Source organism: Sorangium sp. So ce117 (assembly GCF_051524395.1).
In the GTDB taxonomy this organism is placed as follows: domain Bacteria; phylum Myxococcota_A; class Polyangia; order Polyangiales; family Polyangiaceae; genus Sorangium; species Sorangium cellulosum_B.
Map to the genome: position 1 here is coordinate 7,919,826 of NZ_CP150309.1, position 26,976 is coordinate 7,946,801.

The following is a 26,976-nucleotide window of genomic DNA, read 5'->3' on the forward strand; positions in this document are numbered from 1 at the left end:
CCATGAGCCAAGCCGCCACGGCGCTCCGCCCGGCCGGACCGAACGCCCCTCCCGCCGCTCCCATCCCTGTCCACGCCGAAGAGGTCGGCGCCTTCCTCGAGCGCGTCGGGGTGAGCTCGTCCGGCGGGCTCTCCGACGACGAGGCGCAGAAGCGCCTCGCGGAGCACGGCAAGAACCGCCTGCCCGAGACGAAGAAGAAGAGCGCGCTCGTCCGCATCCTCGAGCAGTTCGCGAACCCGCTCGTGCTCACGCTGCTCGCCGCGGCGACCATCGCCGTGGTCGTCGGCTTCACGGCCGACCAGCACGAGAGCTTCCTCCACCGGTTCGGCGACGCGATCGCGATCCTGCTCATCGTGATCCTGAACGCCTTCCTCGGTTACTACCAGGAGCGGCGCGCGGAGGCGGCCCTGGACGCCCTCCAGAAGCTCAGCGCGCCGAACGCGCGCGTGCGCCGCGGCGGCAAGACCGTGGTCATCGCGGCCGAGGACGTCGCGCCCGGCGACATCCTCGAGCTCGAGGCGGGCGACTCGGTCCCGGCCGACGCGCGGCTCGTGCAGACGATCAGCTTCGCGACCGAGGAGGCGGCGCTGACGGGCGAGAGCGCGGCCGCGGTCAAGGACGCGCTCGCCCCGGTCGCGCGCGACGCGCCGCTCGGCGACCGGGTCACGATGATCTTCACGGGCACGAGCGTCGTGCGCGGCAAGGGGCGCGCGGTGGTGACCGCGACCGGCGTGAGCACCGAGCTCGGCCGGATCGGCGAGATGATCCGCTCGGTCGGCGAGCAGAAGACGCCCCTCGAGGAGCGGCTCGATCGCTTCGGCTCGGTGATCCTGCGGGTGTGCCTGGCGCTCTCCGCGGTGCTGCTCGGCTGGGGGTTCATCCGGGGCGGCCGGCCGTGGCACGAGCTCCTGCTCGAGGGCGTGAGCCTCGCCGTGGCCGCCATCCCCGAGGGGCTGCCCGCGATCACGACGATCACGCTCGCGCTGGGGATGCAGCGCATGGCGCGGCGCGGGGCGATCGTGCGCAAGCTGCCCGCGGTCGAGACGCTCGGCGCCGCGACGATCATCGCGTCGGACAAGACGGGCACGCTCACCCAGAACGAGATGACCGTGCGCAACGTGTACGCGGGCGCCCGCCGCTACACGGTGACCGGCGAGGGGTACGACCCGACGGGCGCGCTGCGGGACGAGCACGGCGTGGAGGTCGTGGAGCACTCGGCGCCGCTCACCTACCTGTTCGCGACGGTCGCCCTCTGCAACAACGCGTCGCTCGACGAGGACCGCGCGACGGGCCGCTGGAACATCGTCGGCGATCCGACCGAGGGGGCGCTGCTGACGCTGGCCGCGAAGGGCAGCTACTCGCGCGAGTCGGTGGCGCCGTCGCACGCGTTCGTGCACGAGCTGCCGTTCGACAGCGACCGCAAGCGGATGACGGTGATCACGCGGGACGAGCGCGGCCGCGAGATCGCGCACGTGAAGGGGAGCGTCGACGTGCTCCTGCCGCTCTGCGTGAAGTTCGCCGACGACAAGGGCGTGCGCGCGCTGTCCGAGGACGACCGCGTCGCGATCGTCGCCGAGGCCGATCGCATGAGCGCGGCCGCGCTGCGCGTGCTCGCGATCTGCCGCCGGGTGCGGGTCAGCCGCGACGAGGACGACGTCGAGCGCGAGCTCACGTTCCTCGGCCTGGTCGGGATGATGGACCCGCCGCGGCAGGGGGTGAAGGAGGCGGTGGCCGAGTGCCGCCGCGCCGGCATCCGCGCCGTCATGATCACCGGCGACCACCGGCTCACCGCGACGGCGATCGCCAAGGAGATCGGGCTCTGGGACGAGGGCGACGAGGCGCTCAGCGGCGCGGAGCTCGCGGTGATGAGCGACGAGGAGCTGGCGCGGCGGATCATGCACCTGCGCGTCTTCGCCCGGACGACGGCGGAGCAGAAGCTCCGGCTCGTGCGGGCGTTCAAGGCGCACGGCCACATCGTGGCGATGACGGGCGACGGCGTGAACGACGCGCCCGCGCTCCGGGAGGCGCACATCGGCGTGGCGATGGGGCGCGGGGGCACCGACGTGGCGCGGCAGGCGGCGGACCTCGTGCTGGCGGACGACAACTTCGCGACCATCGTCGAGGCGGTGCGCGAGGGGCGCGCCATCTACCGCAACATCCAGAAGTTCATCTTCTTCCTCCTCTCGTCGAACATGGGCCTCCTCGTGGCCGTGTTCGTCGTCTCGTTCTTCGGCAAGTGGCCGCCGCTGACGCCGCTCATGATCCTCTGGATCAACCTCGTCACGAACGGCCTGCCCGCGCTCGCGCTCGGCATCGATCCGCCGGATCCGCAGCTCATGTCGGAGGCGCCGCGGCCGCGCGACGAGGGCCTGCTCATCAAGCGCGACTACCTCGGGATCCTGTACGTCGGCGCGATCATGGGGCTCGCCGCCGTCGCGCTCTACGCGACGTCGGACCAGACCGAGGACGCGCTGCTGCGCACGCGCGCCGTCGCCTTCTCGCTGCTGGCGCTGTCGCCGCTCTTCCACGCCTGGAGCTGCCGTAGCCCGGTCATCTCGCTCTTCGCGTCGAAGCCGCTCATCAGCCTCCCGCTCCTCCTGGCGGTCGCGGCGAGCGCGGCGATCCACCTGATCGCGCTGCTCGTGCCCGCGCTGCGCCCGGTCTTCCGCACGTACGCGATGTCGTCGGACGAGTGGATGCTCCTGCTCGTCCTCTCGGCGCTCATCGTCCCGGCCGTCGAGATCGCAAAGCTCGTGTACCGCCGGATCCGCCCCGAAGGCGTCGGCCCCGCCCGCCTCACGGCCGACTCCAAGCCCCACGGATGATCGCCGGGTGAGGGCCTCGGCGCTGCCGGGCCCCCTCGCCTGCCACGTCGAGACGGCCGCCTCGCGACGTCCACGATGCCGCCTCGGGTGGGCGACGCGGACCGATCCGGAAAGAAAGTGCTCGTGGTAAGAACAAGCGGGCGCGGAGAGGCGTCCAAACCCGAGCTTATGAGACGTAAATCACACCACCTCCGTGCGCCGGGGGCTCATGCCTCCGGCTCCCGCCTCGCCGCGCTCGCGCCGGTCGCGCTGGCGGCGCTGACCGCCGCCTCCCCGTCCCCTGCCCTCGCCGCCGGCGCGCCGATCGCGGTGCCGCTCGTCGAGTCGAAATGGCTCAAGCTCGACGGGATCCCGAAGGAGTGGCCGGTGGCGTTCACCTCCCTCGGCCTCAAGGTCAAGGGCAAGCCCAGCAAGCCCGATCTGGCCGCGCAGGTGGCCATCGCCTACGACGACGCGCAGATCTACGTGGCGGCCGACGTGACCGACGACACGCTGCGAGGCGGCGCCGATCACGTGAAGGTCGTGATCGGGTTCCCGGGCGGAAAGGTCCAGGAGGTCGCTCTCTACCCGGGACAGCCGGGCAAGACCGCGGGCAGCGTCAAGGTCCCGGGCGGCAAGGCGGTGGCCGGGGCGAGGGTCATCGAGGCCCCCCGGAGCGGCGGGTACACCCTGGAGGCGAGCGTCCCCTGGAAGGCGTTCCCCGAGGCGGCGACGACGCGGGTCGGGCTGCGGGCGGGGCTCTTCGTCCACGACGACGACGGCGGAGGGGTCGACGCCGTCGTCGGCAGCGCCGCCTCGGAGGCGTACGGGTCGCTGTCGCCGCTCGCGACCGAGCCGGAGCTCGCGCTCACCGACGGCCTCCTCCGGAGCAAGGGCATCCAGGGCCGCGCGAGCTACGACCTCGTCGCCGACGTGGCCGGCGACGCGATGCGGGAGCGGGTGCTCGTCCACGAGCGGTTCCTTGTCGTCCTCGGCCCCGGGTTCCGGAAGGGCGCGCAGTACTACTTCGAGGACCTCGGGGTCGACGCCAAGGACGGGATGGTGCCGTCGCTCACGGCGCGCGATCTGACGGGCGACGGCCAGGCCGAGCTCATCCTGCGGAAGCGCTCCGGCAGCGGCACGAAGTACCGCGAGGTGATCCACGTGCTCCAGTTCGGCGCCGGCGACACGCCGAGGCCGATCTTCCAGCACGAGATCGCGATCGCGACGGACAAGGGCTCGGTCGTCAACGACGTCGACTTCGTGGCGGACGGCGACAAGGTGGCGATCCGCGTGGAGCCGGGCAAGGCGACCAAGTACGACGCGAGCAACTACGCGGAGGGGGTCGAGACGACGTACGACCCGCTGCTCTTGCCGTGGGGGTCGGTCAAGTCGCAGCTCTACAAGCTGACCGGGGGGGTGTTCACCAAGGCGAGCGAGCAGAAGCAGGCGGGCGCCGCGGGGCCGCGTCCGGCGCCGGCGAGGGCGGAGGAGGCGCGGGCCGCGCCGAAGCCGGCCGGCCTCTCGCCGGCCGAGATGCTCGACAAGGTGTACGCCCTCTACCGGCGCGACCGGAGCGCCTCGGCGAGCAAGCCGCGGTTCGACCTCGGCGCCGACGTGGCCGGCGGCAAGGAGCCCGAGCGGGTGCTCCTGCACGACCGCGACATCGTGGTGTTCGGCAAGGGGTTCCGGGGCGGCGCGGGCTACGCGTTCATGACGCTCGCGCAGTTCGCGTCCCCGGCCGACATCCGCTCGGTGCGCGCGCTCGATCTCACCGGCGACGGCAAGGCGGAGATCATCGTCCACGGCACCGTCCGCGCGGCCGCGCCCAAGGAGGCGGGCGGCGGGACCGTGGACCGCGACGTCGTGCAGATCTTCCGGGTCGAGGGCGAGAGCATCCAGCGGATCTTCGCGGCCGAGGTCGCGCGCAGCATCGGCGACAAGAAGATCGCCGGCGAGCTCAAGTTCGTGCGCGTGGGCGACAAGATGGGGATCGAGCTCGCCCCGGGGAAGGCCGTCGAGTGGACGGAGCTGACGTACCCCTTCAACCAGGACAAGGCGCCCGTCGGCGGCTTCGAGCCGCTGCTGCTGCCGTGGGGGGGCGCGCAGCCGGCGCGGTACGTCTGGAACGGGTCGATCTTCGCCAAGTAGGCGGGAAGAGGTCGCCGCGGCGCCTGGAGACGGACAGGCGCCCGGCGAGCTCGACGCGGTCGCCCGAGGGCTACCGCTCGTAGGCAAGACGGCGGCGACGGCGTCGGGTCGCCGACACAGCCGCGAAGGCGAGGCCGAGCAGGGCCAAGGCGACGCCGCTCCAGGCGACGACCCGGAGGCGTGGGTCCGCATCGAGCGCGGTGGCCTCGTCGGCGCGGCTCTGGACGATGACCACGAGATCGGTGTGGCCGACCGGCGCCATCCCGGCGAGAAACGCGCCTCCGTATTTCGCGGGATCGCGCTCGGCGAGCGGATCGCGCCAGTCGTCCACCGAGGCCACCCGGTCGGGCGGCGGGAGCTGAAGCTGAGCCAGCGCAGGCGCGCCGGAGGCCGGAGCCGCTGGCAGGAGGTCGCTCAGGATCGCGCTGCGCAGCGCCGCGCTCTCGCCATGACCGACGCCGTCGTGGACGAGCACCGTGAACTCGTCGCTCGCCGGAGCCGGACCGCCGCGCTCGCGATCGCGGCGCGCAGCAAGCACGGCGAACCGACGGCCGTCGCTGAGCTGGAGCGCACCGAGCCGGGAGTCCGTCGCGATGGTGGCGATGAGCGCCCCAGCGAACTCGCCGGAAGCGCCGCGGATCGGGGCGGCCAGGGCGAACTTGTGCTGGTGGTCGGTCTCCGACCGGAAGACGCGGGAGACATACGCCACGCCGGAGTCCGGCCCCTCGGCGAGGCGCCGTGCCCCCTGGAAGTAGTCGCGGAAGTCGTATTTCCCCTGAGGCGCCGGCGCCCGCGGCCAGTGCAAGAGGAGCACGCCCTCCCGATCGACCACGAACCAGGTGACCAGCGACGGGCCTCCATTCCGGCCGACGTACGCCTTGCGGAGCTCATCGAGCGCCGGGAGGTGCGGCTGCTGCACGAGCGCCGCAGCCCTTGGATCGGCGGCGGCGCGGGACACGAGCACGCCGTAGTGCCAGAGCTGCGCGAGCACCGCGCCGGCGACGGCCCGGGCTGCGTAGACATTGCCATCGAGCACCTCCTGCCGGCGCGCTTCCTGCTGGGCACACGCCGTGGCCACCGCGCCCGCCGATGCGAGCGTAGCGGCCAGGATCAGCGCCACCGCGGTCGGGTGGCGGGCGAACCAGAGGAGCGCGCGCCCGACCAGGCCGCGGGCGCGGGCCACGACGGGCTCGCCGCGCAGCCAGCGCTCCAGATCATCGGCGAGCGCCTCGGCGGAGCCATACCGGCGCTCGGGCTTCTTGCGGAGGCAGGTGAGGCAGATGGCCTCCAGATCGCGGGACAGGTCGCGGCGGAGGGAGCGCGGCGCGGCCGGCTCCTCCTCGATGGTGCGGCGCAACGACTGCATGGGTGTCGAGCCGTCGAAGGGGCGTCGCCCGGTCAGCAGCTCGTAGAGGATGACGCCGAGGCTGAAGATGTCGGCCGCCGCCGTGACCCGCTTCGCGTGGCCCATCGCCTGCTCCGGCGCCATGTAGCCCGGGGTCCCCAGGCGATCGCCCGTCATGGTGCCGCCCTCCTGGCCGAGCTGCTTGGCCACCCCGAAGTCCGCGACATAGGGCGCCCCGTCGTTGTCGAAGAGGATGTTCGCGGGCTTCAGGTCGCGGTGCAGGACGTCGCGGCGGTGGCCCTCGTGGACGGCGCGGGCGAGCTTCGCGACGAGCCCGGCGGCGCGGCGCGGGTCGCGGTAGTTCTCGAGGCGGGCGGTGAGCGTGCCGCCCTCCATGAGTTTCATCGTGAAGAACGCCTGGCCCTCGTGCTCGCCGACATCGTAGATCGGCACGATGCTGGGATGATCCAGCCGGGACGCGAGCGCGATCTCGCGCTGGAACAACCGTGCCGCGGTGTCGGTCGCGAAGGGGCCGCCCGGGAGCATCTTGAGGGCGACGATCCGATTGGCGCGGACCTGCCGGGCCCGGTAGACGACGCCCATGCCGCCGGCGTCGATGCGGCCGAGGATCTCGTAGCCGCCGTGGCTCGGCGACGGGAGGGAGCTGTCCTGCTGGCCGGGCGGGTCGGACTCGGCCGGCGGTGCGCCGCGGAGGGCCACGCCGGCGATCAGGCAGGATGGACAGAGGCCGTGCGGCGCGTCTCTCGTGATCTCCGACCGGCATGTCGGACAGACGCGGAGCGTCGGGGCCAGGGCAGTGGGTGTGTGATCTTCACTAGCCATCACCCATCATTCTAAATCCGGCCAGAAAGGTTACCGTCCTCCGACGGATCTCCCCTGAGCGACCGGAGCAGGGCGCGCAGCTCGTCGTCCACGTCCTCCACGCGCGCGACCGTGCGCGCCACCTCCTCGCGAAGAATCCGCTCGTAGCGGTCATAAAGGCGGGAGGTCGCTGTCTTCACTGCCTCCACGTTCATCCCCAGCGCTGCTGCGACCTCCTTGTGCCGCCGCTCGTCCCCTTCCCCGGACAGGCGCCCCTTCAGCGCCTCGAAGAGCGGCCCTTGTCCGGCCTCCTCATACTGGGCTTTCAGCGTGGCGAGCGTGCGCTCGAGCAGCTGCAGGGTGAAGCGTCGCTCGTAGAGCCTCTCCGGCGTGAGCCTGTGCGCCGGCTCTGCCTGATAGCACCGCTCCGCACGCTCCGCGTCGAATCCGCGGAGCGCGCCGCCGCCATTGCTGACGCCGCCACGCTTCTGGGCGCGGGCGCGCGCGCGCTCGTTCGCGACGTAATGCTTGACGCACGCGATGAGCCACGACCGGAACCGGCCGCGCTCCTGGTCGGCCGTGGCGAGGTCGTTCCTCTCGAGGAGGCGGGCGAACAAGCCCTGGGTCAGGTCCTGCGCCTCGTCGGCCGTAGCGCCATAGCGGCGCACGAAGAAGTAGACGGGATACCAGTACAGCTCGCAGAGCGCGGCCAGCGCTTGCCTCCCCTCCGGGGTGAGCGGCAGGCCGGCCCTCCCGACCAGGCCCCAGGATGTCTCGGGGAAGCGGCGCCGTGGATCGGACGAATGTGGATCCGACGAAGGCATTGGGGTGCTCAGAATAACGCGAGCTTGCGGGGCGCGGGGAGATCCTTTCAGGAGAGGACCGCGCCTACATCGTCATTGTCATTCTACCGCAATGGCATCCAGCGTGCTCGGGCAGGCAGCTCGCGGCGCCGTCCGCGCGGGCCGGACAGAGGGGTCATCGGGCTTTCTTCGACGCTGGCCCGGAAGGCCCTGGCTCGGAGAGAGTGCGAGCGCCGCTCTCCCGGCGGTATGGCCCCGCGGGGTTGTGCTCCACGTCGAGGATCTCCCAGCGGTAGTAGCTGAAACTCCCGCTCTCGACCTTCCACAGGACCTCCCCTCGGCTCGGAACCCCGATACCCCGGAACGTGCGCCAGTCCGAGCACGACACGGACCAGGGCGTGAGCTTCGCGTCCGCGCCGCCGCCGAGATAACGCTCCGCCTGCAGCCCGACCATGCGCCCCCGAGGATCGAACGTGAACACCGCCGATGCCACCTTCCCTGCGTGGCGCATCGTCGCCTTCGCGCTCGTCGCGTCGATCGACTCCCACGCGATGTAGGGGCTCAGCGCCGCTGACGGGAACCAGACGATCTCGCCCAGAAAGCGCAGCATGGCGCCCTGGTCGATCTTCTCGTCGGCCGCGTCGACGAGGTTGACGAGCGACGCTGCCTTGATGAGCATCTGGCCCTTGCCGGAGGCGTACTTGTCGCGGCCCTCGATCGGGAGGACGCCCATCATCTTCGTCGTGACCTTCCAGACGAACGCAGGCTCGTCGACGGAGAAGTACTGCTCGGCCTCCACGGACATCCAGGCGGCGTCGGGGCGGGTCCGGAGCTCGCCGCGCTGCTTCAGCCGGACCGTCTGAGCCCTTTCCCGGCCGACGACGCCCGAGGCCTCTAGCCAGGTGCGCACCGGCGCGGGCAGGCGCGCGAGCTCGGAGGGGTCGACGCTGGAGGCATGCGGCTCGGAGGGGCGCACGAGCAACGCTCGGACCTCCGAATCGACCTCATCGCGGAAGCGTGCGTGTGCGGCTGCGGCCACGATCGGCAAGAGGAGGAGCACGTTGACGAGCGTCCCGAACTTCGCCTGGGGCCACGCGAGGACGATGAGGCCTTGGGAGAGGATCACGCCGGAGAGCGCCAGCGCCCACCACGCGTCGCGCCGCAGGACCTGCAGCGCTGCCGCCGCGAGCAGCGCGACCACCGCCGCGAGCCAGAGCAGGGCGAAGACCCGACTGCCCGTGGGAGAGAGGGGCACGAGCGTGCGATCGCCCGGCAGACCGGCGGCTGCGAGCTTCGACCACTCGCGGTATCCGATGAGGTGAATCGCGCCGTGGAGCGCGATCAGGAGGGCCAATCCGAGCCGCATGACGTGTCCCTTTCCCGGAATCGCCTGCTGCGCCCAGCCATCGCCTGGTCGTCTGTGGCCGTCTCCGTCTCTCACGAACGCTTTTCTACTTTTGCAGCCCGCGTGCCAAACCAGGAGCGACGCCGAGGGGGCGGTCAATTCGCGCGGACCGAGCACCGAAACGCGCAGCCCGGCTGCCACCCACGCAGATCTTGCGCGTCCCATTCGACGCGGGCGTCGACGAAGCGGCCGAGGCGGGTCAGGGCGACGGCGCGGTCGAACGTCTTGCCCCACCCCTGGATCCCGCGCGTGGTGCGCGAACGAAGAGGTCGCCGAGCCGGTCGGTCAAGCCGCGGGCGACGCCCCGCTGCTCGGCCAGGCCCTGATGCCGAGATCCCGGGTTCCGTGCTCCTCCACAGCCCATCGACAGAAGATGCACGGACGTGGTTGAATCGATATTTCAACACAAAGGAGCTTTGAGCGATGCATCTCTCTCGAATTCATCTCGCAGCCGCGGCGCTCTCCGCAGCGACCGGGGGGCTCTTCACCGCCGTGAGATAAGAGATAGTTTCTTCACGCTCGTCTGAACGGACCATGCGCGGCGCCGTGGCGCGAGGACGCGCTGCGAGCATGCGCACTGGTCCGTCGAAAGGATCGACACCGTATGCGCAAAAGGCTCCTGTTCGCCCTCTCGCTGCTCCCGCTCGCGGCCCTCGGGCTCATGCTCCGGCCGGCGCCCACGCTGGCCGGCGGCTTCCCTTCCAGCTGCGCCGGGACTTACCTGATCTCGGAGGCGGGTGGCGCCAGAGATTTCTGGACGTTCGCGGCCGACGGGTCTTTCTTCGGGACCACCTCGACGCAGCCCCTCTACAATTTCTCCAACCAGCAGGGAAGCTGGGAGAAGGTCGGGAACGACGGCGCGCGGGGCGCCCTGTTCGCGTTCGTCTACGACGAGGACAACACCCTGATGACGACGGCCCGGATCGACATCGTCCTCGACACGGTCGGCCAGGGCTGCGACAACATCGCCGGCTCCCTCGTCGTCCGCACCTTCGAGGACGGGGAAGATCCGCTCGACCCCTCGACAGACACCGGCGAGCCCATCGCCTCCGACACCTTCACCGGACGGCGCGCGAAGCCGAGCCCCTGACGGCGTCCGCGCGGCGGGAGTCCAGGTATCGCTCCGCTTTCTCCCCCCACCTCACAGACGTCCTACGACGTAGCTGTGGGAGGGGGAGAGCGTGAGTCGCTCCGTCGAGCTTCAGGAATTCCTACGTGCCAGTCCGGCCGGTCTCGTCAGGAGCCTCCCCGGACGATACGCAGCATAAGGGCGATTCGGCGGGTCAGAGTCCGTTGGGGATCACAGTGAGGGTGCCGGATCCCCTGTTGGTCAGGACGAGATCGTCATACCCATCGCCATCCAGGTCTGCGACGGCGATGGCGTTGGGGCCGGGCGAGGTGCCGGTCGGGACGACCGGGCCCGCGCTGAAGGTCCCGTCGCCGTTGCCGGTCATCGGGCGGACGCCGCCCGATGAGGTGGTGACCAGGATGTAAGCGTCGAGCTTCCCATCGCCGTTGAAATCACTGGCCACGACCCCCAGCGCCGAGTTGGCGATCGCGCTCGACGACGCGGTGGACTGAAGGCCGCTCGCGAACGTGCCGTCGCCGTTCCCTCTGAAGAAGAAGAGGTACCGGCCGGCCGCGCCGTTCGAGAGGATGTCGAGCTTACCGTCCCCGTCGGCGTCGCCGAAGGCGATGCCCGCCGTCTGGCCGTTGGCGGAGTTGGTGTAGGCGACCGGCGCGGCGAACGAGCCGTTGCCCTGGTTGACGAGGATCGACAGGCGTGCGGAGCCGGGGCTCGTCACCACGAGATCGGAGGAGCCGTCGCCGTTCAGATCGCGGCAGGCGATGCTCGACTGCACGCCCCCGGTGCCCGCGATGGAGATGAGCGTGGGCGCGCCGAAGCTGCCGCCGCCGGCGCCCAAGATCACGCTCACCTGATTCAGGGCCACGCTGGTGGTGGCGATGTCGGCCGCCCCGTCGAGATCGAAGTCCGCGGCGCAGAGGTGGACGGAGCCCGGGGTGCCGGTGGTGAAGCTCGTCGGCGCGCCGAAGGTCCCGGGCGCGCTCGGGCCCAGGTTTCGGTAGACGCTGATGCTCCCGTTGCTGGTGGGCAGGTTGGTCTGGCCGTCGACGGTGACGGCATCGAGCCACCCATCGCCGTCCACGTCCGCCGCCACGACCGCGTTGCTGGAGAGCGGGGCGCCCGTGGTGTAGAGCTCCGGCTCGACGGTCGCGTCGCCGTTGCCGTGAAACACGGAGAGCGACCCGGAGGGGGTCGTCGACGACCCGGATTCGGCGTTGGCCACGAGGATGTCGAGCGCACCGTCGTTATTCACATCGGCGACCGCGGGAGCCAGCGGGTTGTGGGGCACGGAAACGCTGATCGGCGTGCCGGGGACCTGGCCGGAGGGCGGGTCCTGGCAGCCACCGTTCGAGCAGATTTGACCCTCCGCGCACGCGCTGCCGCAGGCGTTGCAGTGGGAGGCGTCGCTCTGGAGGTTCACCTCGCAGCCGTCGGACGTGAGCCCGTTGCAGTCCGCGAGGCTGCCTCCGCACGCCTCGCAGCTGGTCCCCTCGTAGGTGGGCAAGCACTCACAGGTGTAGCTGTTGATGCCGTCGACGCAGGTCCCGCCGTTCTGGCACGGGCTTTCGGCGCACTCGTCGATGTCGCTCTCGCAGTTGTCGCCGGTGAAACCGGGCAAGCACGCGCAGGTGGTGCTGTTGATGCCGTCGATGCAGGTCCCGCCGTTCTGGCACGGGCTTTCGGCGCACTCATCGATGTTGGTGCAGGTCACGCCGTCGCCCTCGTACCCCGCGTCGCAAGCGCAGGTGAAGGAGCTCGACGTATCGATGCATGTAGCGTTCTCGTCGCAGTCGTCGGTGCCCAGCGCGCACTCGTCGACGTCGGTGCACGTCACGCCGTCGCCGGAGTACCCTGCGTTGCAAGCGCAGGTGAAGGAGCCCGCCGTGTTGGTGCACGCCGCGTTCGCGTCGCAGTTGTCGGTGCCCAGCGCGCACTCGTTCACATCGGCGCATGTGCCGCTCTGGCAGGTGAGGCCGTCGCAGCACGGCACCGTGGCGTCGCACGGCGCGTTCACGGCCAGGCAGCCCTGGCCGCCCGCGCCCTCGTTGTCATCGCCGTCGGCCACGGCGGGGCCGGCGCTGGTGCAGCTCGCGAACAGCAGGCTGGAGAGCGCGGGGATCGCCAGACAGCTGAAAAGAGAGCTCTTGCGATAGCTCATGGGTTGTCCTCTGTTTTTTGTTGAAGCCCCGGGGGGGTACCGCGCGAGCCACCGGATCCCGCGCTGAGCTCGCGCGAAAATCAGTGTACACCACCTCATCGGGCCCGTTTGCCCGGTACCGCGCACATCACGGGTTCAAGCACGAGCAGCCCCCCGGGTCCAGGCGCGCTCCGCTGCCGCTGCCTCAGCTGCAGAGCGCGCCCCTCATCGTGCGACTGCGTACGATCCGCCGTCGATGGGGAGTTTTCAGCTCACGTAGGGTGCTCCAGCCAGGCGAGCCACGTAAACAAAGAAAGGGTGAAAAGGCGGGTCAGAGTCCGTTGGGGACCACGGTGAGGGTGCCGGATCCCCTGTTAGGAGCTCCGACTGGACGGTCGCGTCGCCGTTGCCATTCCCTTGCCAATCAGTAGCTCGGCGGCAGCGGGCACGCCCGCGGAGTCGTCGCGGTCGTGCGCTCCGCTGCCAAGAGCGCAAGGTTCTGCTCGATGCCGGGCAAGTGCGGATTGGCGTTGCAAGCGCGACGGTAGCTCGCCTCCGCGCTCTCGAGATTACCGAGCAGCTGTTCGACGGCGCCGAGGCTGGCGTGGGCCTCGGACAGCTCCGGAAACAAGCCGGTGGCGCGGATGAAGGCTGCTCGCGCCTCGGTCAGCCGTAGCTGCCGGCGCCGTTCGTTGCCGACGTTGTATTCGACGACGCCCAGCACCTCGGATTGGCTGAGTGGACGCGCGTATTCGCGCGCCGAGCCGCCCGGCACCGGAAAGCGCTGGCCGTACCACGCGTCCGGCATCGCCTCACCGGCGCGCAGCAGCTCCACGTTGCGCGCGCCGCCCTGCTCCTGCACCCGCACGTAGAAGTGCCCAGGCATCATCACCCCGGACGCCGAATGGCCGAGCGCGTCAGCCAGCGCGAGAAACAAGGTACCAAGGCCAACGCAGCTTCCGCGGCGGCGCTCCAGCACGCCGGGCAGGCACACGAAGGCCAGATTCGTGTCGGCCACTTCGCGCACGAAGCTCCAACGACCGAACAAGAGCTCACTCAACACCGTAGCAGGTGAGCGCTGGGGCGACGAAGCGAGCGCGCTCTCCGCCTCGTCGACGAGACGCGAGAGCTCCGTAAGGCTCCAGGTCACCTGGCTCTCGTCGACGAACGCGGCGTCACGGGCCAGGCCGATCAGGGCGCGGCCGAACGCGAGCTCTCGGCGCGGAACGCGCCAGCAGCCGCTGCCCGCGAGCAAGAGCAGGAGCGAGCGGCGCTTCATGGCTTCTTCAGCGGCTCCCAGTCTTCCCAGTAGTTGTAGAGATCACGAGCCGTCATCATCCAGATGACCAGCTTCTTCGTGCCGAGCGCCTCGACGCTACGGCGCAGTAGCTTTTGCCGCACGTTGGGGCCGCCGCCGTAGCTCATGACCAGGTCGAGCGGATACGCGATGCCACGCGCGAGGTGCGCCGAGACGCCAGCGTGCTCGGCGTCCGTCAGCTCATAGACGGCGGTGAAGCTGTCGCCCAGGAGCACGACCGGGCTCTCCGGGTCGTCGTCGTACGGCTTGCCGTCGGCGACGACCTGGTGCGCCACGAGCGTCTCAGGCGCGTAATTCTTCTGCTCGGCTTCCGGCAGTCGCGAATGCAGATCGCCGAAACGGGTGAAGCTGGTTTCGCGCAAGTCGTAAGCGCGCTTCTGCCTGGCGAGCTCGGCGTACCAGGGGTACTTCTTCACGCGGGTGGCCAAGAGGTCTGCGGCCAAGCGCAGCCCACGGTCGGTCCAGTGCGTGTCCTGGCGCTGGAACAGGAACGGCTCCGCTGCGCTCGCGACCTTCGCCTGCAGGAACGCCGGCAGCAGGTCCACGATCTCCACGCCTTCCTTGCTGAGACTCTCGATCAGCTTGCGGAAAGCCGGATTGATGACCTGACCCGAGAGCGCTGTGAAAGCGGGGTCCAACTTCTCCGGATACACCTCGAGCTTCGTCGGGACCGGCACGAACAAGAAGTCGACCCCCTGCTCGTCGAGCAGCTTCTTGAACTCGAGGATCACCGGCAGCGGGTTCTTTCCCTTGCGTTGCTGCTCGAGATCGCCACCGCTGACGTATTCGAGGTCGTTGCGGTAGAACAGAAAGCCATCTCGCCCAGCCAGCGCCTTGACCTTCGGCGGCATGCCCTTGAGCCGTTTCTTCAGGGCGTCATGGGTCGGCCTGAGCTTGGCCATCCACGTCGGCCAAGAGCCGCCCGCCTGGGCCAGCTCACGCTGCACCGTCTCGATCCCCGGCGCGGGGTTCGGCGACGGACGTGTCTTGCTCAGCCGGAGCGCCGGCTTCGCGGGCGCAGCGGCCGCGAGCGCCGCGCCTTCGCCACGCACCAGAAAGACGTTGTACGTGGCTTTGCCTTGCGGCTTGCCGCGCAGCACGATGGTCGGCGCCGGAAAAGCGCGCCCGCCCAGCTCTTGCTTGATGAAGGGCTCGGTCTGCGCGTCCGGAAAGCTCGACCCCACCGGCATGAGATCGGTGTTGAAGGACGGGTACCAATACGACGAGAGCTGGTTCGCCCAAGCCTTCACCTCGCTCGGCGACAGCACCGGCGCCACGTAGTCCTTCTGAATCGCAGCCACAAGCACGGGAGTGACGACGCCAGGCGCCACTCGGCCATAGAGCTCGGGAAAGCCGTCCCCGTCCTGATCGGCGGAGCCCGCAAAAGGCTTGAACCAAGGCTGAAACTCCACCTTGGCCCACAGCTCCACCGCGCCCGACGCGGCCTGATGAACGAACACCTCGCTCAGGAGCTGGCCGGAGGTGCCGGGCGGCAACTGCAGGCCCCACCGCTCGCTGCGCACGGCTGAGCCGACCTCGGCCAGCGCTTCGGCCCCCGTTACCTTGCGCGCTTGCAAGAACTCCGACAGCGGCGCGAAAGCCAGCGCTTGCCGCTGCTCGGCCGGCGAGAGCGGCGTCTTCCCGAGATCGCTCGTCAGGCTGCCCTGGTCGAGCTGCCCCGCGAACGCGCGCGAGGTATCGGGCGTGCCCGCGGCCGACATGGGCGTCTCTGGCTCCGGGTCGGCGATCATGAAGTTGCTGTGATAGGCGGCGTAGTCCAGCGCGGCGCGCGTCGGGCGTACAACCTCACGCACCCAGACCTGCGAGCGCGTTCGCGCATAGCCTTCGTTCAGCGTATGGACGTGGGCGTGTTCGACGCGCGTGCCCGCTCTCGCATCACCCCACGGAAATTTCGCAGACCCGGCGTGACAAGCGACAATGCCAGGCGCCGATGCGGCGGCGAGCAAGCCCCAAATCCGAAGTGCGCGCTCACGCTGCGTCATAGCGACCTCGACGGTAGTTCCACATCACGCGAAGCACCCGGAGCCCGTACGTCAGCGGGTTCAGGTGCGAGACCTCGTCCCCGTAGTGCGTGGGCACCGGCGCCTCGCCGACCGAAAGCCCACGTGCCCGCGCCGAGGCGATGACTTCCAGATCGAAATCGAAGCTGTCGGACAAGTCGTGAAACGGCAGCGCCAGCGCGCGCGGCCCATAGAGGAGGTAGCCGCTGTGGTAGTCCGTCATCGAAAGCGACAGCGTCCGGTTCTCGATGCGGTTCAGCAGCGCATTGCCGACGTACTTGTAGAGGGGCATACCACCCTGCAAGGCCGTGCCCGCAGCGATGCGCGAGCCCTGCAGCAGATCGAGCCCGCGACGCGAGAGCTCCCCGATCAGCCCAGGCAAGGCCTCGGGCGCATACTGACCGTCGGCGTGGATACAGGCGACCAGCTCCGGCGCATCGGCGCGAGCCTTGGCCAGACCGTCTTTCATCGCCGCGCCGTAACCGCCGTTGCTGCGCCGCCGGAGCAAGCTAAGGCGAAACGCCGACGAGCTGTAGCGCTCGACCCGACGGGCCGTGTCGTCGCGACTGCCATCGTCGACGACCACCACGTGGGTGGGCCCCGACGAAGCCAGGCCGCCGACGCGCTCCAGCACGGACTCGATGTGCCGGGCGGCGTTGTACGCAGGGATGACGACCGTTACCTTCATGCGGAGCTCGCGAGCTGGGAGAGCGAGGATGCCGCTGCGACGCGACCGCCGTAGCGCTCGACGTAATCGTGCACGATCGGCGGCAAGGAGGCGGCCAGGCGTCGCTGGGGCTTCCAGCCGAGCAGCCGCTGCGCCTTCTGAACGTCGGGGACGCGTTCCTGCGTGTCGTCGTAGCCGGGGCCATAGAACTCGGCGGCCGACACCGCGCGAAACTGGGCAGGCGCGCGCTCGGGTAGCCGCTCAGCGAAAGCGTCGGCCAGCAGCCGAGCGAGCTCCGCGATACTGACGTCATTGTCTGGGTTACCGACGTTGAAGATCTGACCTCTACTTTGCTTCGGCCGCTCGAGCACGCGGCACACGGCTTCGACCATGTCGCTCACGTCCATGAACGCCCGCCGTTGCGCGCCGCCGCCCACGAGCGGCAAAGGCTCCCCTCGCAGCAGCGCGCTCATGAAGCTGGCCAGTACGCGGGGTGTCCCCTCCCCGTCGATGCCGGGCAGGAAGTCCATGCGCGCGCCGATGGTGTTGAACGGCCGGATGATCGTGAACGGCAACGCGCCGTGCTGACCGTGCGCCCAGATCACCCGCTCGAGCAGCTGCTTGGCGCACGAATACGTCCAGCGCTCGCGCCCCACCGGGCCGAGCAAGAAGCACGAGTCGTCCTCGTGCATACGCGCGGTCGGCAGCCCCTGCGCGTCCAGCGCGGCGCGCCCGTAAACCTCGGCGGTCGAGAAATGAATCAAGCGCACGGCGCGCTCCGCGCAGCGCTTCACGAGCGGCAACAGGTGCGTGAAGCTGGCGTCGATGACCTCCAGCGGGATGGTCGAGTACTGGGCTGGGTTGCAAAGCGCCGTGAGCGAGATCACGACCTGACAGCGCTCGGTCACGTCCTCGACGAGCCCCGGCGCCTCGACGCGCGCCTCGATGCGCCGTACGCGCGGGTCCCAACACTCGAGCTTGGTCAGATCCACGTCGACGGCGTCGACCTGGCAGGCAAAGCGTTCAAGCAAAGCCGGCACCAGGTGCGAGCCGATGAAGCCGCCCGCGCCGACCACGGCGATGCGCGTCTCCCTCAAGGTGAGCCACTCCCGGCGGACGGAATGAAGACGTCGGGCCAGCGATCATTGGCCGAGTTGTAGGTGAGGCGCGCGGCCTTTTCGGGCGGCGTGCCCACCTCCCACAGGTAAATCTCGTAGTCGGCGGTGTCGTGGTCGTGACCGCGCTGGGTGATGCCCCAGACCATCCATTTGCCGTCGCGCGACAGCTGCGGGAAGTACTCGTGCGAGCGGCGACCCGGCAAGTCCATGAACTGGAGCTTGTCCAGGTCGACGTCCTTCGGCGGCGTGCCGTCATCGATCGGCATGCGCAGCACCCGGCTATCGCCATTCCCGGTCGGGTGAACCCAGTAGATGGCCGTGTGGTCCGGCGTCCAGTTCACCTGGCAGCCCAGCCCGGTCTGGGTCCAGGCCTTCTTGGCGATGTTCCAGATGCCGGTTTCGCGCTTCGAACCGCGCAGCGTGATGGCGAGGTACTTGCCGTCACTCGAAAGCTCCGGCTGCTGCAGCAAGGCGCCGTCCAGATCGGATACGCCCTCGCTGTCCATCAACTGCGTCTCTTCGCCGCTGCCGAGCTTGCTGCGAAAGACCTTCGTGCCGCGTACGAACAGGATCTCATCCTCCGAGATCCAGCTACCCCAGCTCGCGCCCTCGACGACCTTCTTCGGCTCGGAGCCGTCCGGCTTGACCGTGTAGATGTCCCATTTGTCGCTGGTGTTGGCGTCGCGTTCGCTCACCCAGCCTTGTTTGCTGCGGCAAAACAGGACTTGCTCGCCGCTCGGAGAGAACCTCGGGAACCAGTCGACCTCGTCGCCCTTGGTGATCTGTTTGACGTCCGAGCCGTCGGTCTTCATCGTGAACAGGTCGTGATTGCCCACGCGGGAGCTGGACCAGACGATGGTGCCGCTGGCCTTCCCGCCGACCTCGCGCATCAGCGCGACGTCCTCCGCCGGCGGGGCTTCGTCGGCCCCCTTCGGGGGCTCGCCCGAAAAGGCCGAGCATCCGAGCACAGCCGAGCAGCACAGAGTACCAATTTGCTGCAGTGGGAAACGCAGGCTCATCTAATTTGTCCTTTCTCGAGCTTCCCCCGCGCGGGGTGCGAGGGTGGCCGCCGCGACGGCGGGTGAAGGAAAACAGCGACGCAACCCAGCGCGCACGCCGAGCGGCGCGTAGCCGAGGTCGTTCATGGCCTCGGTCGGGTCGAGATCGGCGTCGTTGACGATGCCGGCTATCGCGCTCGAGGTGAGCGGGGGCCGCTTCATGAACACGGGGAGCACGGCCGCTAGCGCCCGGCACGCCCACACCGGCAGGTGCAAGAACGGCCGAGGCCGATCGTGATGAAGCAGCAGCAGCTCCGCGAGCTCGCGCATCGAAATCACCTCCGCGCCGCTGAAGTTGTAGGTCTTGCCGTGCGCGATCGGCGCGTTCGCGAGCCGCACGAGGCCGTCGACGACATCCTCGGCCCAAACGGGCCTCTTGAGCGCGCCCCCGGCGCCGATGAACGGCACCACCGGAAACCGCCGCAAGTAGTCGAGGAACATCAGGAGCTCCTGACCGCCGCCCTGCTCGTAAACCAGCGTGGGCCGCACGATCGTGTAGGCGAGCCCTGAGCCCTGGACGAGACGCTCGGCCTCGAACTTGGACTCGGCATAGCGCGTGCGACGGGGGTAAACGACGGAGGCCGACGAGACGTACACGAAGTGCGGCACCCCCGCTCTTCGCGCCTCCGCAACAAGGTGCGCCGTGCCGTCGCGGTTGACGCGCTGAAACATCGTGGGGTCGTGGGTAATGATGATGGCGGCCAAGTGGTAGACGAGGTCGACGCCGCGACACACGCCGGCCAATGTGCTCGGATCGCTGATATCGCCTTCGCGCACGTCGCAGCCCAGCGCATCCATGCGGGCTCGCGACGGATCACCGGGCAGCACGAGCGCTCGCACTTGCCAGCCCGCTCTGCGCAGCCGCGCCGTCAAGCGGGCGCCCATCACGCCGGCGGCGCCAGTGACCAGGGCTGTCGGCATCCTACGGAGCCCCCGCAGGCTTGGGAGTCGGGAAATCCAGCGGAATCCAATCTCCGACCGACAGCTCGCGCGCAGCGAACTCCCAGACCACCACGCGCTTGCCCGCCAGGCGATCTTGGCCGGCGTTCAGCTCGCGCGCGAGCGCCTGGCGCGTAGCGAAGGCGCCGGAGTCGTTCTGCGCGATCACGTCGATGGGGCGACCAAGCGCCAGCGCCAGGTGCGGGGCCAGGCCGGACGCATTGCCCCAGCCCATTCCCTCGAGCGTGAAGATGTTGGTGAAGCTGTCGCCGAGCAGGAGCACGTCGGCGCTCTCGTCAGGCTCCCAGGGCGTGCCGGCCGCGTCCTGCACCTGGTTCACGACCACGCTCTCCGGTTGAAACAGGCTCTGATCGTCGGGCAGCTTGAGCATGTCGACCAGATCACCGACGCGCGAAGCCGGCTGCGGGACGCCGCGCAGCACGGGCTGCCCTGCCAGCGTTGGCAATACCCCAAGCCCGATCACAAGCTGGCCGAGGTCGGCGGCGATGCGCTCCATGTAGCCGGGCGTAAAATGCGTATCTTGAGCCAGGAAGAGCGGCTCGGTACGGGGCTCGGGCACGCTGCGGCGCGCGTCGAGCACGGCCACGCCGGCTGCTCGAAGCTCGCTCAGGAAGCGGTCGTAGTCGACATTCTGCGCCATCTCGACGCGCCCATCACGCCCAAGAAGTGGACCCGGCTCGATCCCAGCCTTGTCCGGCATCGGCAGGAGCACGAGGCGAATCCCGCGTTGCGCGAGCGCTTGCTGGAACGCGAAGATGGCGGGTCGCGGATCCGGGTGGATGGGCTCCTGGCCTGCGTCGAGGGCTTCCCTGGCGCGGTCCCGCAGCACCTCGGGCTCCAAGAATCCGGGCCCGCCGACGTGCTGCACACCGGGCGTGTAATAGAGCCAGCCGCCGTGTCCGACGACCGCGAGCTTGTTGCCCACACGACCTAGACGAGTGAGCAGCAGCTGCACGCGGGGCTGGACCCAGGACTTGGCGTACGAAGCATCCTCGATGCCCTTCTCGAGCTGACGCAGGTTCTCGGCCGTCGGTGGGCGGCGCACCAGATCCGCGAGAGGCGATTCCTCACCCTCACGCTTCTCGAGGTAGGCCTGCGCGAGCGGAACAGCGTAGATCGCCGCTAGAAACAGCAGCGTGAGCAGCCAGGCCGCGCCGCGACTCACGTCGGTCTCGATGATACCGCGGCGCAGCTGCTCGTCGCCTGTGGGGTCGGTCGGACCGCCGCTGCGTTCGATGGCGGAGGACGAGGGAGGCAAGGTGCTTTGCATCGCGCGGCCTCAGAACTGAAAGTACAGGAACGGGTTGATGGTCTGCGTCCACATCATCAACGTCGCGAGCGCCATCGTGGCCGCCACGAACGCGGTACGGGGCAAGGACAAGCGCCGCGTGAGCTCCCAGCTGCTCGGCATGCCGAAGATCACGACCGCGGCCAGAGCGAATAGCCCCACGTAGTACCGCTGGTGGAACGCGCCCGCCACGACGTCCGCCGCCGGCGAAACGGCGGCGAGCCCAAACAGCGAGCCCAGGTAGGTCACCGCCTGATCGAGCGTCTTGGCGCGGAAGAACACCCACGACAAGCACACGATCAAGAAGGTGAAGGCGACGCTGACAGCAGGCGGCAGGCGGCGCAGCGGATGAGCTTTACCGAGCCTGCGCTCCACCCCGAGCATGCCACCGTGAATGCCGCCCCAGATCACGAAGTTCCAGCTGGCGCCGTGCCAGAGCCCGCCGAGCAACATGACGACCATCAAGTTGGCGTACGTGCGCAGGGGGCCTTTGCGGTTGCCGCCGAGCGGGATGTACAGATAGTCGCGCAGCCACGTGGACAGGCTGATATGCCAGCGCCGCCAGAACTCCGTGATGCTGCGCGACTTGTAGGGTGAGTCGAAGTTCTGGATCAGCACGAAGCCGAGCATCAGCGCCAAGCCCACGGCCATGTCCGAGTAGCCGGAGAAATCGAAGTAAATCTGGAACGCGTAAGCGACCAGCCCGAACCACGCGTCGTAGAAGTGCTTGGCGCCACCGGCGAACGCCGTATCGGCGATGTGCCCCATCGGGTTGGCCAGCAGGATCTTCTTCCCCATCCCCAGCGAGAAGAACGCGACGCCGCGCGCGAACTTCTCGAGCGTGTGCTGGCGCACGCGCATTTGTTCCTCGATCGCCGCATAACGGATGATGGGGCCCGCCACCAGGTCGGGGAAGAAGGCCTCGAAACACATGTAGTCGGTGAAGCGCCGCATCGGTCGGGCGTCACCGCGGTACACGTCGATGGCGTAGCTCATCGCCTTGAACGTGTAAAAGGAGATGCCCACCGGCAAGACGACGTGCAAGACCGGCACGATCTGCGTCGAGCTGCCGAAGAGCGCGCCGAGCGCGTTGATGTTCTCGGCGACGAAGCCCGTATATTTGAACGCCGCGAGCAGCCCGAGGTTGGTGACGATGGATATCGCCAGCACCAGCTTCATCTGGCGGGTCCGCACGACCTCGGGACCAATCACGGGCGGTAAGCCGTCGACGTCGGGCAGCCGTGACATTTTCAGAAGCAAGAGGCCGCACACGTAGTCGACGCTCGAGCCGAAGAACATGATCACGGCCCAGCTCGGGTTCGCCCAGCCGTAAAATACGTAGCTCGACACGGCGATGAGGGCCGTGCGGGCCCGGCCCGGCAGGGCGTAGTACGCGGCCAGTACCAGCGGCAAGAAGTAGAACAGGAAGATATGGCTGGAAAAGACCATCTCAGCGGCTCACGGGGCCCACGGGCGCCAGCCCTTGTCCTTCATCGTCGCGAGCGCTCGTTGCACCCAGGTGCGATGGCCGTCCAAATTGAAGTGATGGTCGTCTTGCATGCCCACACCCTCGGCCGAGACGAGCGCGAAGTTCGACACCACGCTCGGGCACCTTTCGATCTCGGGACGGATGGCGGTCGCCACCGCGCCGCCGACCACGAACTCGCCCGAGCTCTCCACCTCGTAGTCGTTCATCAATGCAGGCAGCGTGGGCTCGCCGACGTCGTTGCGAATGGCGGTCACGAGAGTATTGATGCAATCGGGAAAACCGGAGCGATCGGCGGCAGTGCCGTGTCGCTCGGTGATCCCGAGATAGATGAAGATACCGCCAAAGGTCACCCGCCCCTTGATGGCCTTCGGTGCGGCGATCAGCTGGTCGTAGTAGAGGCCGCCCGGAATGAACTGGGAGCAGTAGGCCGAGGGCCACCCGAACCCGAGCGAGATGAAATAGTTGTCGGGCGCGAGCATCGCGGCTTCCTTGACCAGCGCCGTACCCGGCCCGCCGGCGGCGGTGTCACCCGCGGTTTTCGGCTCGATCGCGAGCTCCGGCGCCGAGCCAGGGTGGTACATGAAGGCGTGCGGATGGGTCTCCGTGAAATGGAACGGGCGTGAGCTCTGGGGCCTCGTGGCGCGACCGGCCATGTTGGAGTGACCGATGTGAATGAAGGCGATCGCGCGCTCCCGCGGGACGTCAACGCCTCCAAGGTTGATGGTCACGCCCGAAGGCGCCGGCCCACCGCCGGACCCCGCGTCGCTGGTCCCGCTGCTCCCGCCGCCGCCGCTCCCGCTCGCCGCGGTCATGGCACCGCCGACCGAAGCTCCACCCGTGGTGGTCCCCGCTCCAGCGCCGCTCGAAGGCCCGAAGTCGTCACCCGTCCCGACGGACTGCGTGTCGTGCGGGTGCTCGGCGACCCCGCAGGCGAGCCCGCCGACCAGCGCGAACAAGGAAACGAGCGCCCACCGAGACCTGGACAGGCTCACGTTGAGACGTGTTTTCATCGTCGACTCTCCTCCAAGTTAACCAAGATCCTCGTCGCTTCGGGGTCGAAAGGCCGGACGCGCAAGGCACGACGTAGAAAGCCCAGGCCTTGCGCCGATTCGCCCCTTCGCAGGGCGATCAACGCCATAAGATTCAGGCTCCCGACGTCGTCGTGCTGGGAAACCAGGCTCTCCCGGGCGAGCCGCTCGGCGGCATCGAGCTCACCCGCCGCAAAGCGAAGACGCGCTTCGAGGGCTCGGGCTTGCGGCGTGTCGAGGCTCGCGAGCGTACGCTCCGCTTGCTCGAACTGACCGAGCACGCCGTGCAACGTGGCCAGGCTCAGACGTGCCGCGGCGTGCACCTTCGGGGAATCCGCGAAGCGCTGCCCCAGCTGGACCAGGGTGCGGTCCGTCTCGCTGGCTTCACGGAACGGCTGCTCCGCGACGCCGGGCGTGAGGTCGCGGCGAGCAAACAGCACCTCCGAGCCGTCCGTGTAGAGTAGCTTCCAATCAGCGCTCGCGTAGAGGTGGCCAATCAAGCGCTGGTAGCGCTCGGGGAACATCACCGGCAAGACCACGTAGGCGAAGGAATGACGCGCCTGAAACGCTTCGAAACGCTCTGGCTCGTCCGCGAGCCTCAGGTATTCGGCGAACTCGTCGGCGGTGCGCAACACGAGCCGAGTGTCAATGTACGGCCGAAACCGCGGATAGAGCCGCCAGATCAGGTAGCCTCCGTGATGATCGGCCGCAAAGACGTCGCCCCCGGGCAGCGCGTCGAGGCGCGCAGCGCTTTCGGCCGGCACCCGGAACGGGCTCGGATCCGCCAGCGGCGGCTCGCGCGCCGCCGCCGACGCCGAGACGAGCAGCAGCGCGCTCAGGAGCGCCGCGTTGAGGCCCACCGCCACGCGCACGCCCGCGCGGCGAAAGCTCGAGACGCAAAGCCGCCGGAGCGCCGGGGCCAGATTGACCGCGAAGATCGGCGCCCCGACCCAGTACAGCAGGAGCACGTTGCGGTTGCTCATCAAGGCCAGCCCCGCGAAGCCGAGCAGCAGCAGCGCATGGCTCAGCCTCAAGCGGCGCCCGGCCAGGAGCACGGAGAGAGCGAGCAGGGCCAAACACCATTTGAAGTGCCAGAACTCGCCGTCTGACAGGCGTTCGAGCTCGAAGGGCGGCAGGTTCTCCGCCACGTCGTGGGCGAAGACCTGGTGCTCGCCGGGCAACAAGCGCCCGAGCAGCAGCGCCGGCAACGCTGCGCCGCGCAAGCCAAACGGCGTGAGACACGTCGCCAGCAAACACCCCCCTAGCGTCGCGAACAGCTGCTGTACCCGCGCCCACGGCGCCAGCGCACCAGCGTGTTCGCGCGCAAATGGCCACGCACGCGTCTGGCCAAAGCTCGCCCAGCCGAGCGCCGCCACCGCGTACGCCGCGATCACCGCGGGGCCAAGCGCCGAAAGGCCCTGGAAATTCGCCCAAACCAGCTGCGCCACGGGCAATAGCAGCAGGTGCCGGACCCGCCCGTCGCGCCGAAAGCGCTCGAGCGCGAACAAGAAGAACGCGAGCAGGACGAGCGTGCCTATCACGGGCCGGACGAGCAAGAGCGAGCGAGCCGCCAGGAGCCCGCCGACCAGCGACGTCACGAGGAGCCCCCTCGCCCACGAGCCGCGCCGCGCTTCGAGCGCGAAGTAGAGGAAGCCCGCGCCGAGGCCGATCAGCGCGCACTTGACCAAAACGAGCCCGACGAGGCCGACCGCCTGGTGCACCGCGTACACCGCGAGCTGAAAAAGCCAGTGTACGTCGACCCAGGCACGCCCTTGCGCGCTGACCGAGAAGGGATCGGTGAACAGGAGCCCACCCCGAGCGACCATTTCGCGACCTGCGGCGAGGTGCCACCAGATGTCACCGTCGGCCGAAGGCGCGAGCCCCGTCGAGGCCGCACCGAGGCCGAGCAACGCCGCGACGAGCGGCGTGCGATGGCGGAGCAGGGCGGCGACGGGCAACATGACTGCTTCTCAAAACGGTGAGACGGTGAAGCCGATGCCTGCCGTCCACGGCTGCAGGCTCGCGCCCTGGCTGCTGCTCTCGGCGCCGTCGACGACTCCGCGCTTGTCCCAGCCGAGCGGCAGCGACACGCCCCCCAGGATCGCCAGCCAGGCGTTCGACCACTCCACGGCCAGCGTGCCGGTGACTGCCCACAGCTGCACCTCCTGGTCAAGCCCACGGTCACGATCCGCACCGAAGAAATGCGACAGCGACAGGCCGAGCGACGGCACGAGCGGCCCCCAGAAATACCCCGAGTAGCCGTAGATCGCGGCCGCCGGTGCGCGGTAGTTGCCCAGCTCGTTTTCCCCGCCGCGGTAGCCGAACGAGCCGCCCAGCACGATCAGCCCCCACGTCTTGTCGATCGTATGGTCGAGCGTCAGGCTGCCGCTCACCTTGCCAAGGCCAAGCTGCTTTTCCTGCGTGAGATAGTCGTTCTTGTACTGGGCGTCGTGCACGCCGGTCGGGACACCGACCTGCAACGTCAGGCTGGTGGAGTTGATCTCGCCGAAGCGCCGCGTGACGGACCCCGCGATGTCACCCACGCCGGAGTTCGAGACGTCCACGGGCAGGCCGTAGTAGTCGCGGTAGTACTTGTAGAGCAGCGGAACCGCGAGCCCCACATTCCATTTCTCGTTCAAATTACGCGAGACTTGAGGACTCAAGCTGAGGTTGTAGCCGTCGTCGAGATGCGTGTACGTGCCGAGCGTCTGCAGCTCGAATAGCCCCCCGGTCACGCTGTGGCCGATCCACTTGATTCCGCCCCCCGCGCCCGTGGAGCTGCCGGCTCCGCAGCCGCCGATCGTCTCCCAGCTCGAGAGCAGGCCTTCCAACCGTGAAACTCGTAAAGACAGCGCTGGTCCGAGCTCGGCGAGCGCGTCGCCTCGCTCGCCGAGGGTCGCCTCCAGGCGGGCCACTCGCACGTCGTTTTGCCGAGCCGCGCGCTCGGCCGCAATGAACGGAAAGCTGGCGACCACGGCCAAACCACATGTTACCAGCCAGGCGCCCGGGGCACGTAGTCGTCTGGAGTTCAATCGAGTCTCTCCCAAGCGCAAGGTCAAGCCGGGTCGACCTGGAGGCACCAGTAGCGAACGCTCCCGCGATCCGTAGCGGCATATTCGTCCACGAGCGCGCCTTTCCAGATGGCCTTCAGATCGGCCTTCAATTTAAGCTTGTGAACGTCGCCCTGGTTGAAGCTGCGCAGCTTTCCGCCGACCTGCTCCTTCATTTTGTCCTTGATCTTGGAGCGCGGCACGAGCGGCTTGTAGTGCGCGACAAGGATGAACTGCTTGTCGAGCGCCCCGCCCTCGACCTGGTAGCGCATCACGTAGGCGTAATCGTACAGGTCATCGGGGGGCATCTTGGAGGGAATCTCAACGAGCTTTGCCGTCAATTCCAGGGGTTCACCCGCGTCCGCCCGGGCGCTCCGCTCGACACCGGCTATCGCGAGCAGCAGCGCGCTCATCAACACTTGGTG

The 26,976-nt window shown here is 68.8% G+C and carries 19 protein-coding genes; 3 read left to right on the forward strand and 16 right to left on the reverse strand.

Features of this window, described 5'->3' with window-relative positions; translation table 11 throughout:
- Positions 1-2 precede the first annotated feature (2 nt).
- Complete coding sequence (locus WMF46_RS29380) at positions 3-2,825, forward strand: cation-translocating P-type ATPase (protein WP_437980239.1); 2,823 nt, start codon at positions 3-5, stop codon at positions 2,823-2,825.
- A gap of 168 nt (positions 2,826-2,993) precedes the next feature.
- Positions 2,994-4,955: a sugar-binding protein gene (locus WMF46_RS29385; RefSeq protein ID WP_437980240.1), complete on the forward strand. Its 1,962-nt coding sequence runs from the start codon at positions 2,994-2,996 to the stop codon at positions 4,953-4,955.
- A gap of 70 nt (positions 4,956-5,025) precedes the next feature.
- Here the strand turns inward: WMF46_RS29385 and WMF46_RS29390 are convergent, their stop codons facing one another.
- The 3 genes from WMF46_RS29390 to WMF46_RS29400 form a co-directional block, all read right to left on the reverse strand.
- Entirely contained in the window at positions 5,026-7,143 is a 2,118-nt protein-coding gene (locus WMF46_RS29390) for a serine/threonine protein kinase (RefSeq protein ID WP_437980241.1), read from the reverse strand.
- A gap of 11 nt (positions 7,144-7,154) precedes the next feature.
- The gene (locus tag WMF46_RS29395) at positions 7,155-7,946 is read right to left on the reverse strand and encodes an RNA polymerase sigma factor (protein ID WP_437980242.1); all 792 of its coding nucleotides are present in this window, start codon (positions 7,944-7,946) and stop codon (positions 7,155-7,157) included.
- 154 nt (positions 7,947-8,100) lie between these two features.
- Positions 8,101-9,291: a DUF6544 family protein gene (locus WMF46_RS29400; protein WP_437980243.1), complete on the reverse strand. Its 1,191-nt coding sequence runs from the start codon at positions 9,289-9,291 to the stop codon at positions 8,101-8,103.
- A 643-nt stretch (positions 9,292-9,934) separates the two neighbouring features.
- Between WMF46_RS29400 and WMF46_RS29405 the strand changes: the two genes are divergently transcribed.
- The gene (locus WMF46_RS29405) at positions 9,935-10,420 is read left to right on the forward strand and encodes a hypothetical protein (RefSeq protein WP_437980244.1); all 486 of its coding nucleotides are present in this window, start codon (positions 9,935-9,937) and stop codon (positions 10,418-10,420) included.
- A gap of 193 nt (positions 10,421-10,613) precedes the next feature.
- Here the strand turns inward: WMF46_RS29405 and WMF46_RS29410 are convergent, their stop codons facing one another.
- The 13 genes from WMF46_RS29410 to WMF46_RS29470 all read right to left on the reverse strand — a co-directional run bounded on the left by WMF46_RS29410 (position 10,614) and on the right by WMF46_RS29470 (position 26,964).
- Positions 10,614-12,575, reverse strand: a complete 1,962-nt coding sequence (locus WMF46_RS29410) for an FG-GAP-like repeat-containing protein (protein WP_437980245.1) — start codon at positions 12,573-12,575, stop codon at positions 10,614-10,616.
- A gap of 403 nt (positions 12,576-12,978) precedes the next feature.
- Entirely contained in the window at positions 12,979-13,833 is an 855-nt protein-coding gene (locus tag WMF46_RS29415) for a transglutaminase family protein (protein WP_437980246.1), read from the reverse strand.
- On the reverse strand, positions 13,830-15,875 hold the full coding sequence (locus WMF46_RS29420) for an alginate O-acetyltransferase AlgX-related protein (RefSeq protein ID WP_437980247.1): 2,046 nt from the start codon (positions 15,873-15,875) through the stop codon (positions 13,830-13,832). The genes WMF46_RS29415 and WMF46_RS29420 overlap by 4 nt, the downstream gene beginning before the upstream one ends.
- Positions 15,862-16,581 (reverse strand): glycosyltransferase family 2 protein, encoded by a 720-nt coding sequence (locus WMF46_RS29425; protein ID WP_437980248.1) that lies wholly within the window; start codon positions 16,579-16,581, stop codon positions 15,862-15,864. The genes WMF46_RS29420 and WMF46_RS29425 overlap by 14 nt, the downstream gene beginning before the upstream one ends.
- Positions 16,578-17,657, reverse strand: coding sequence for an NAD-dependent epimerase/dehydratase family protein (locus tag WMF46_RS29430; RefSeq protein ID WP_437980249.1), 1,080 nt, complete (start codon positions 17,655-17,657; stop codon positions 16,578-16,580). The genes WMF46_RS29425 and WMF46_RS29430 overlap by 4 nt, the downstream gene beginning before the upstream one ends.
- Entirely contained in the window at positions 17,654-18,697 is a 1,044-nt protein-coding gene (locus WMF46_RS29435) for a TolB family protein (protein WP_437980250.1), read from the reverse strand. Before WMF46_RS29435 ends, WMF46_RS29430 begins: the two co-directional genes overlap by 4 nt.
- Entirely contained in the window at positions 18,698-19,657 is a 960-nt protein-coding gene (locus WMF46_RS29440) for an NAD-dependent epimerase/dehydratase family protein (RefSeq protein WP_437980251.1), read from the reverse strand.
- 1 nt (position 19,658) lies between these two features.
- Positions 19,659-20,966, reverse strand: coding sequence for an alginate O-acetyltransferase AlgX-related protein (locus WMF46_RS29445; RefSeq protein ID WP_437980252.1), 1,308 nt, complete (start codon positions 20,964-20,966; stop codon positions 19,659-19,661).
- Positions 20,967-20,975: 9 nt separating this feature from the next.
- A complete protein-coding gene (locus WMF46_RS29450; RefSeq protein WP_437980253.1) occupies positions 20,976-22,433 on the reverse strand; it encodes an MBOAT family O-acyltransferase in 1,458 nt (485 codons plus the stop codon).
- Between the two features lie 9 nt (positions 22,434-22,442).
- The gene (locus tag WMF46_RS29455) at positions 22,443-23,483 is read right to left on the reverse strand and encodes a sialate O-acetylesterase (protein ID WP_437980254.1); all 1,041 of its coding nucleotides are present in this window, start codon (positions 23,481-23,483) and stop codon (positions 22,443-22,445) included.
- Complete coding sequence (locus WMF46_RS29460) at positions 23,480-25,462, reverse strand: tetratricopeptide repeat protein (protein ID WP_437980255.1); 1,983 nt, start codon at positions 25,460-25,462, stop codon at positions 23,480-23,482. The genes WMF46_RS29455 and WMF46_RS29460 overlap by 4 nt, the downstream gene beginning before the upstream one ends.
- 9 nt (positions 25,463-25,471) lie before the next feature.
- Positions 25,472-26,476: a hypothetical protein gene (locus WMF46_RS29465; protein ID WP_437980256.1), complete on the reverse strand. Its 1,005-nt coding sequence runs from the start codon at positions 26,474-26,476 to the stop codon at positions 25,472-25,474.
- An 80-nt stretch (positions 26,477-26,556) separates the two neighbouring features.
- Positions 26,557-26,964 carry a hypothetical protein gene (locus WMF46_RS29470; protein ID WP_437293430.1) on the reverse strand — a complete coding sequence of 136 codons (408 nt, stop codon included), beginning with the start codon at positions 26,962-26,964 and terminating at the stop codon, positions 26,557-26,559.
- Positions 26,965-26,976 lie beyond the last annotated feature (12 nt).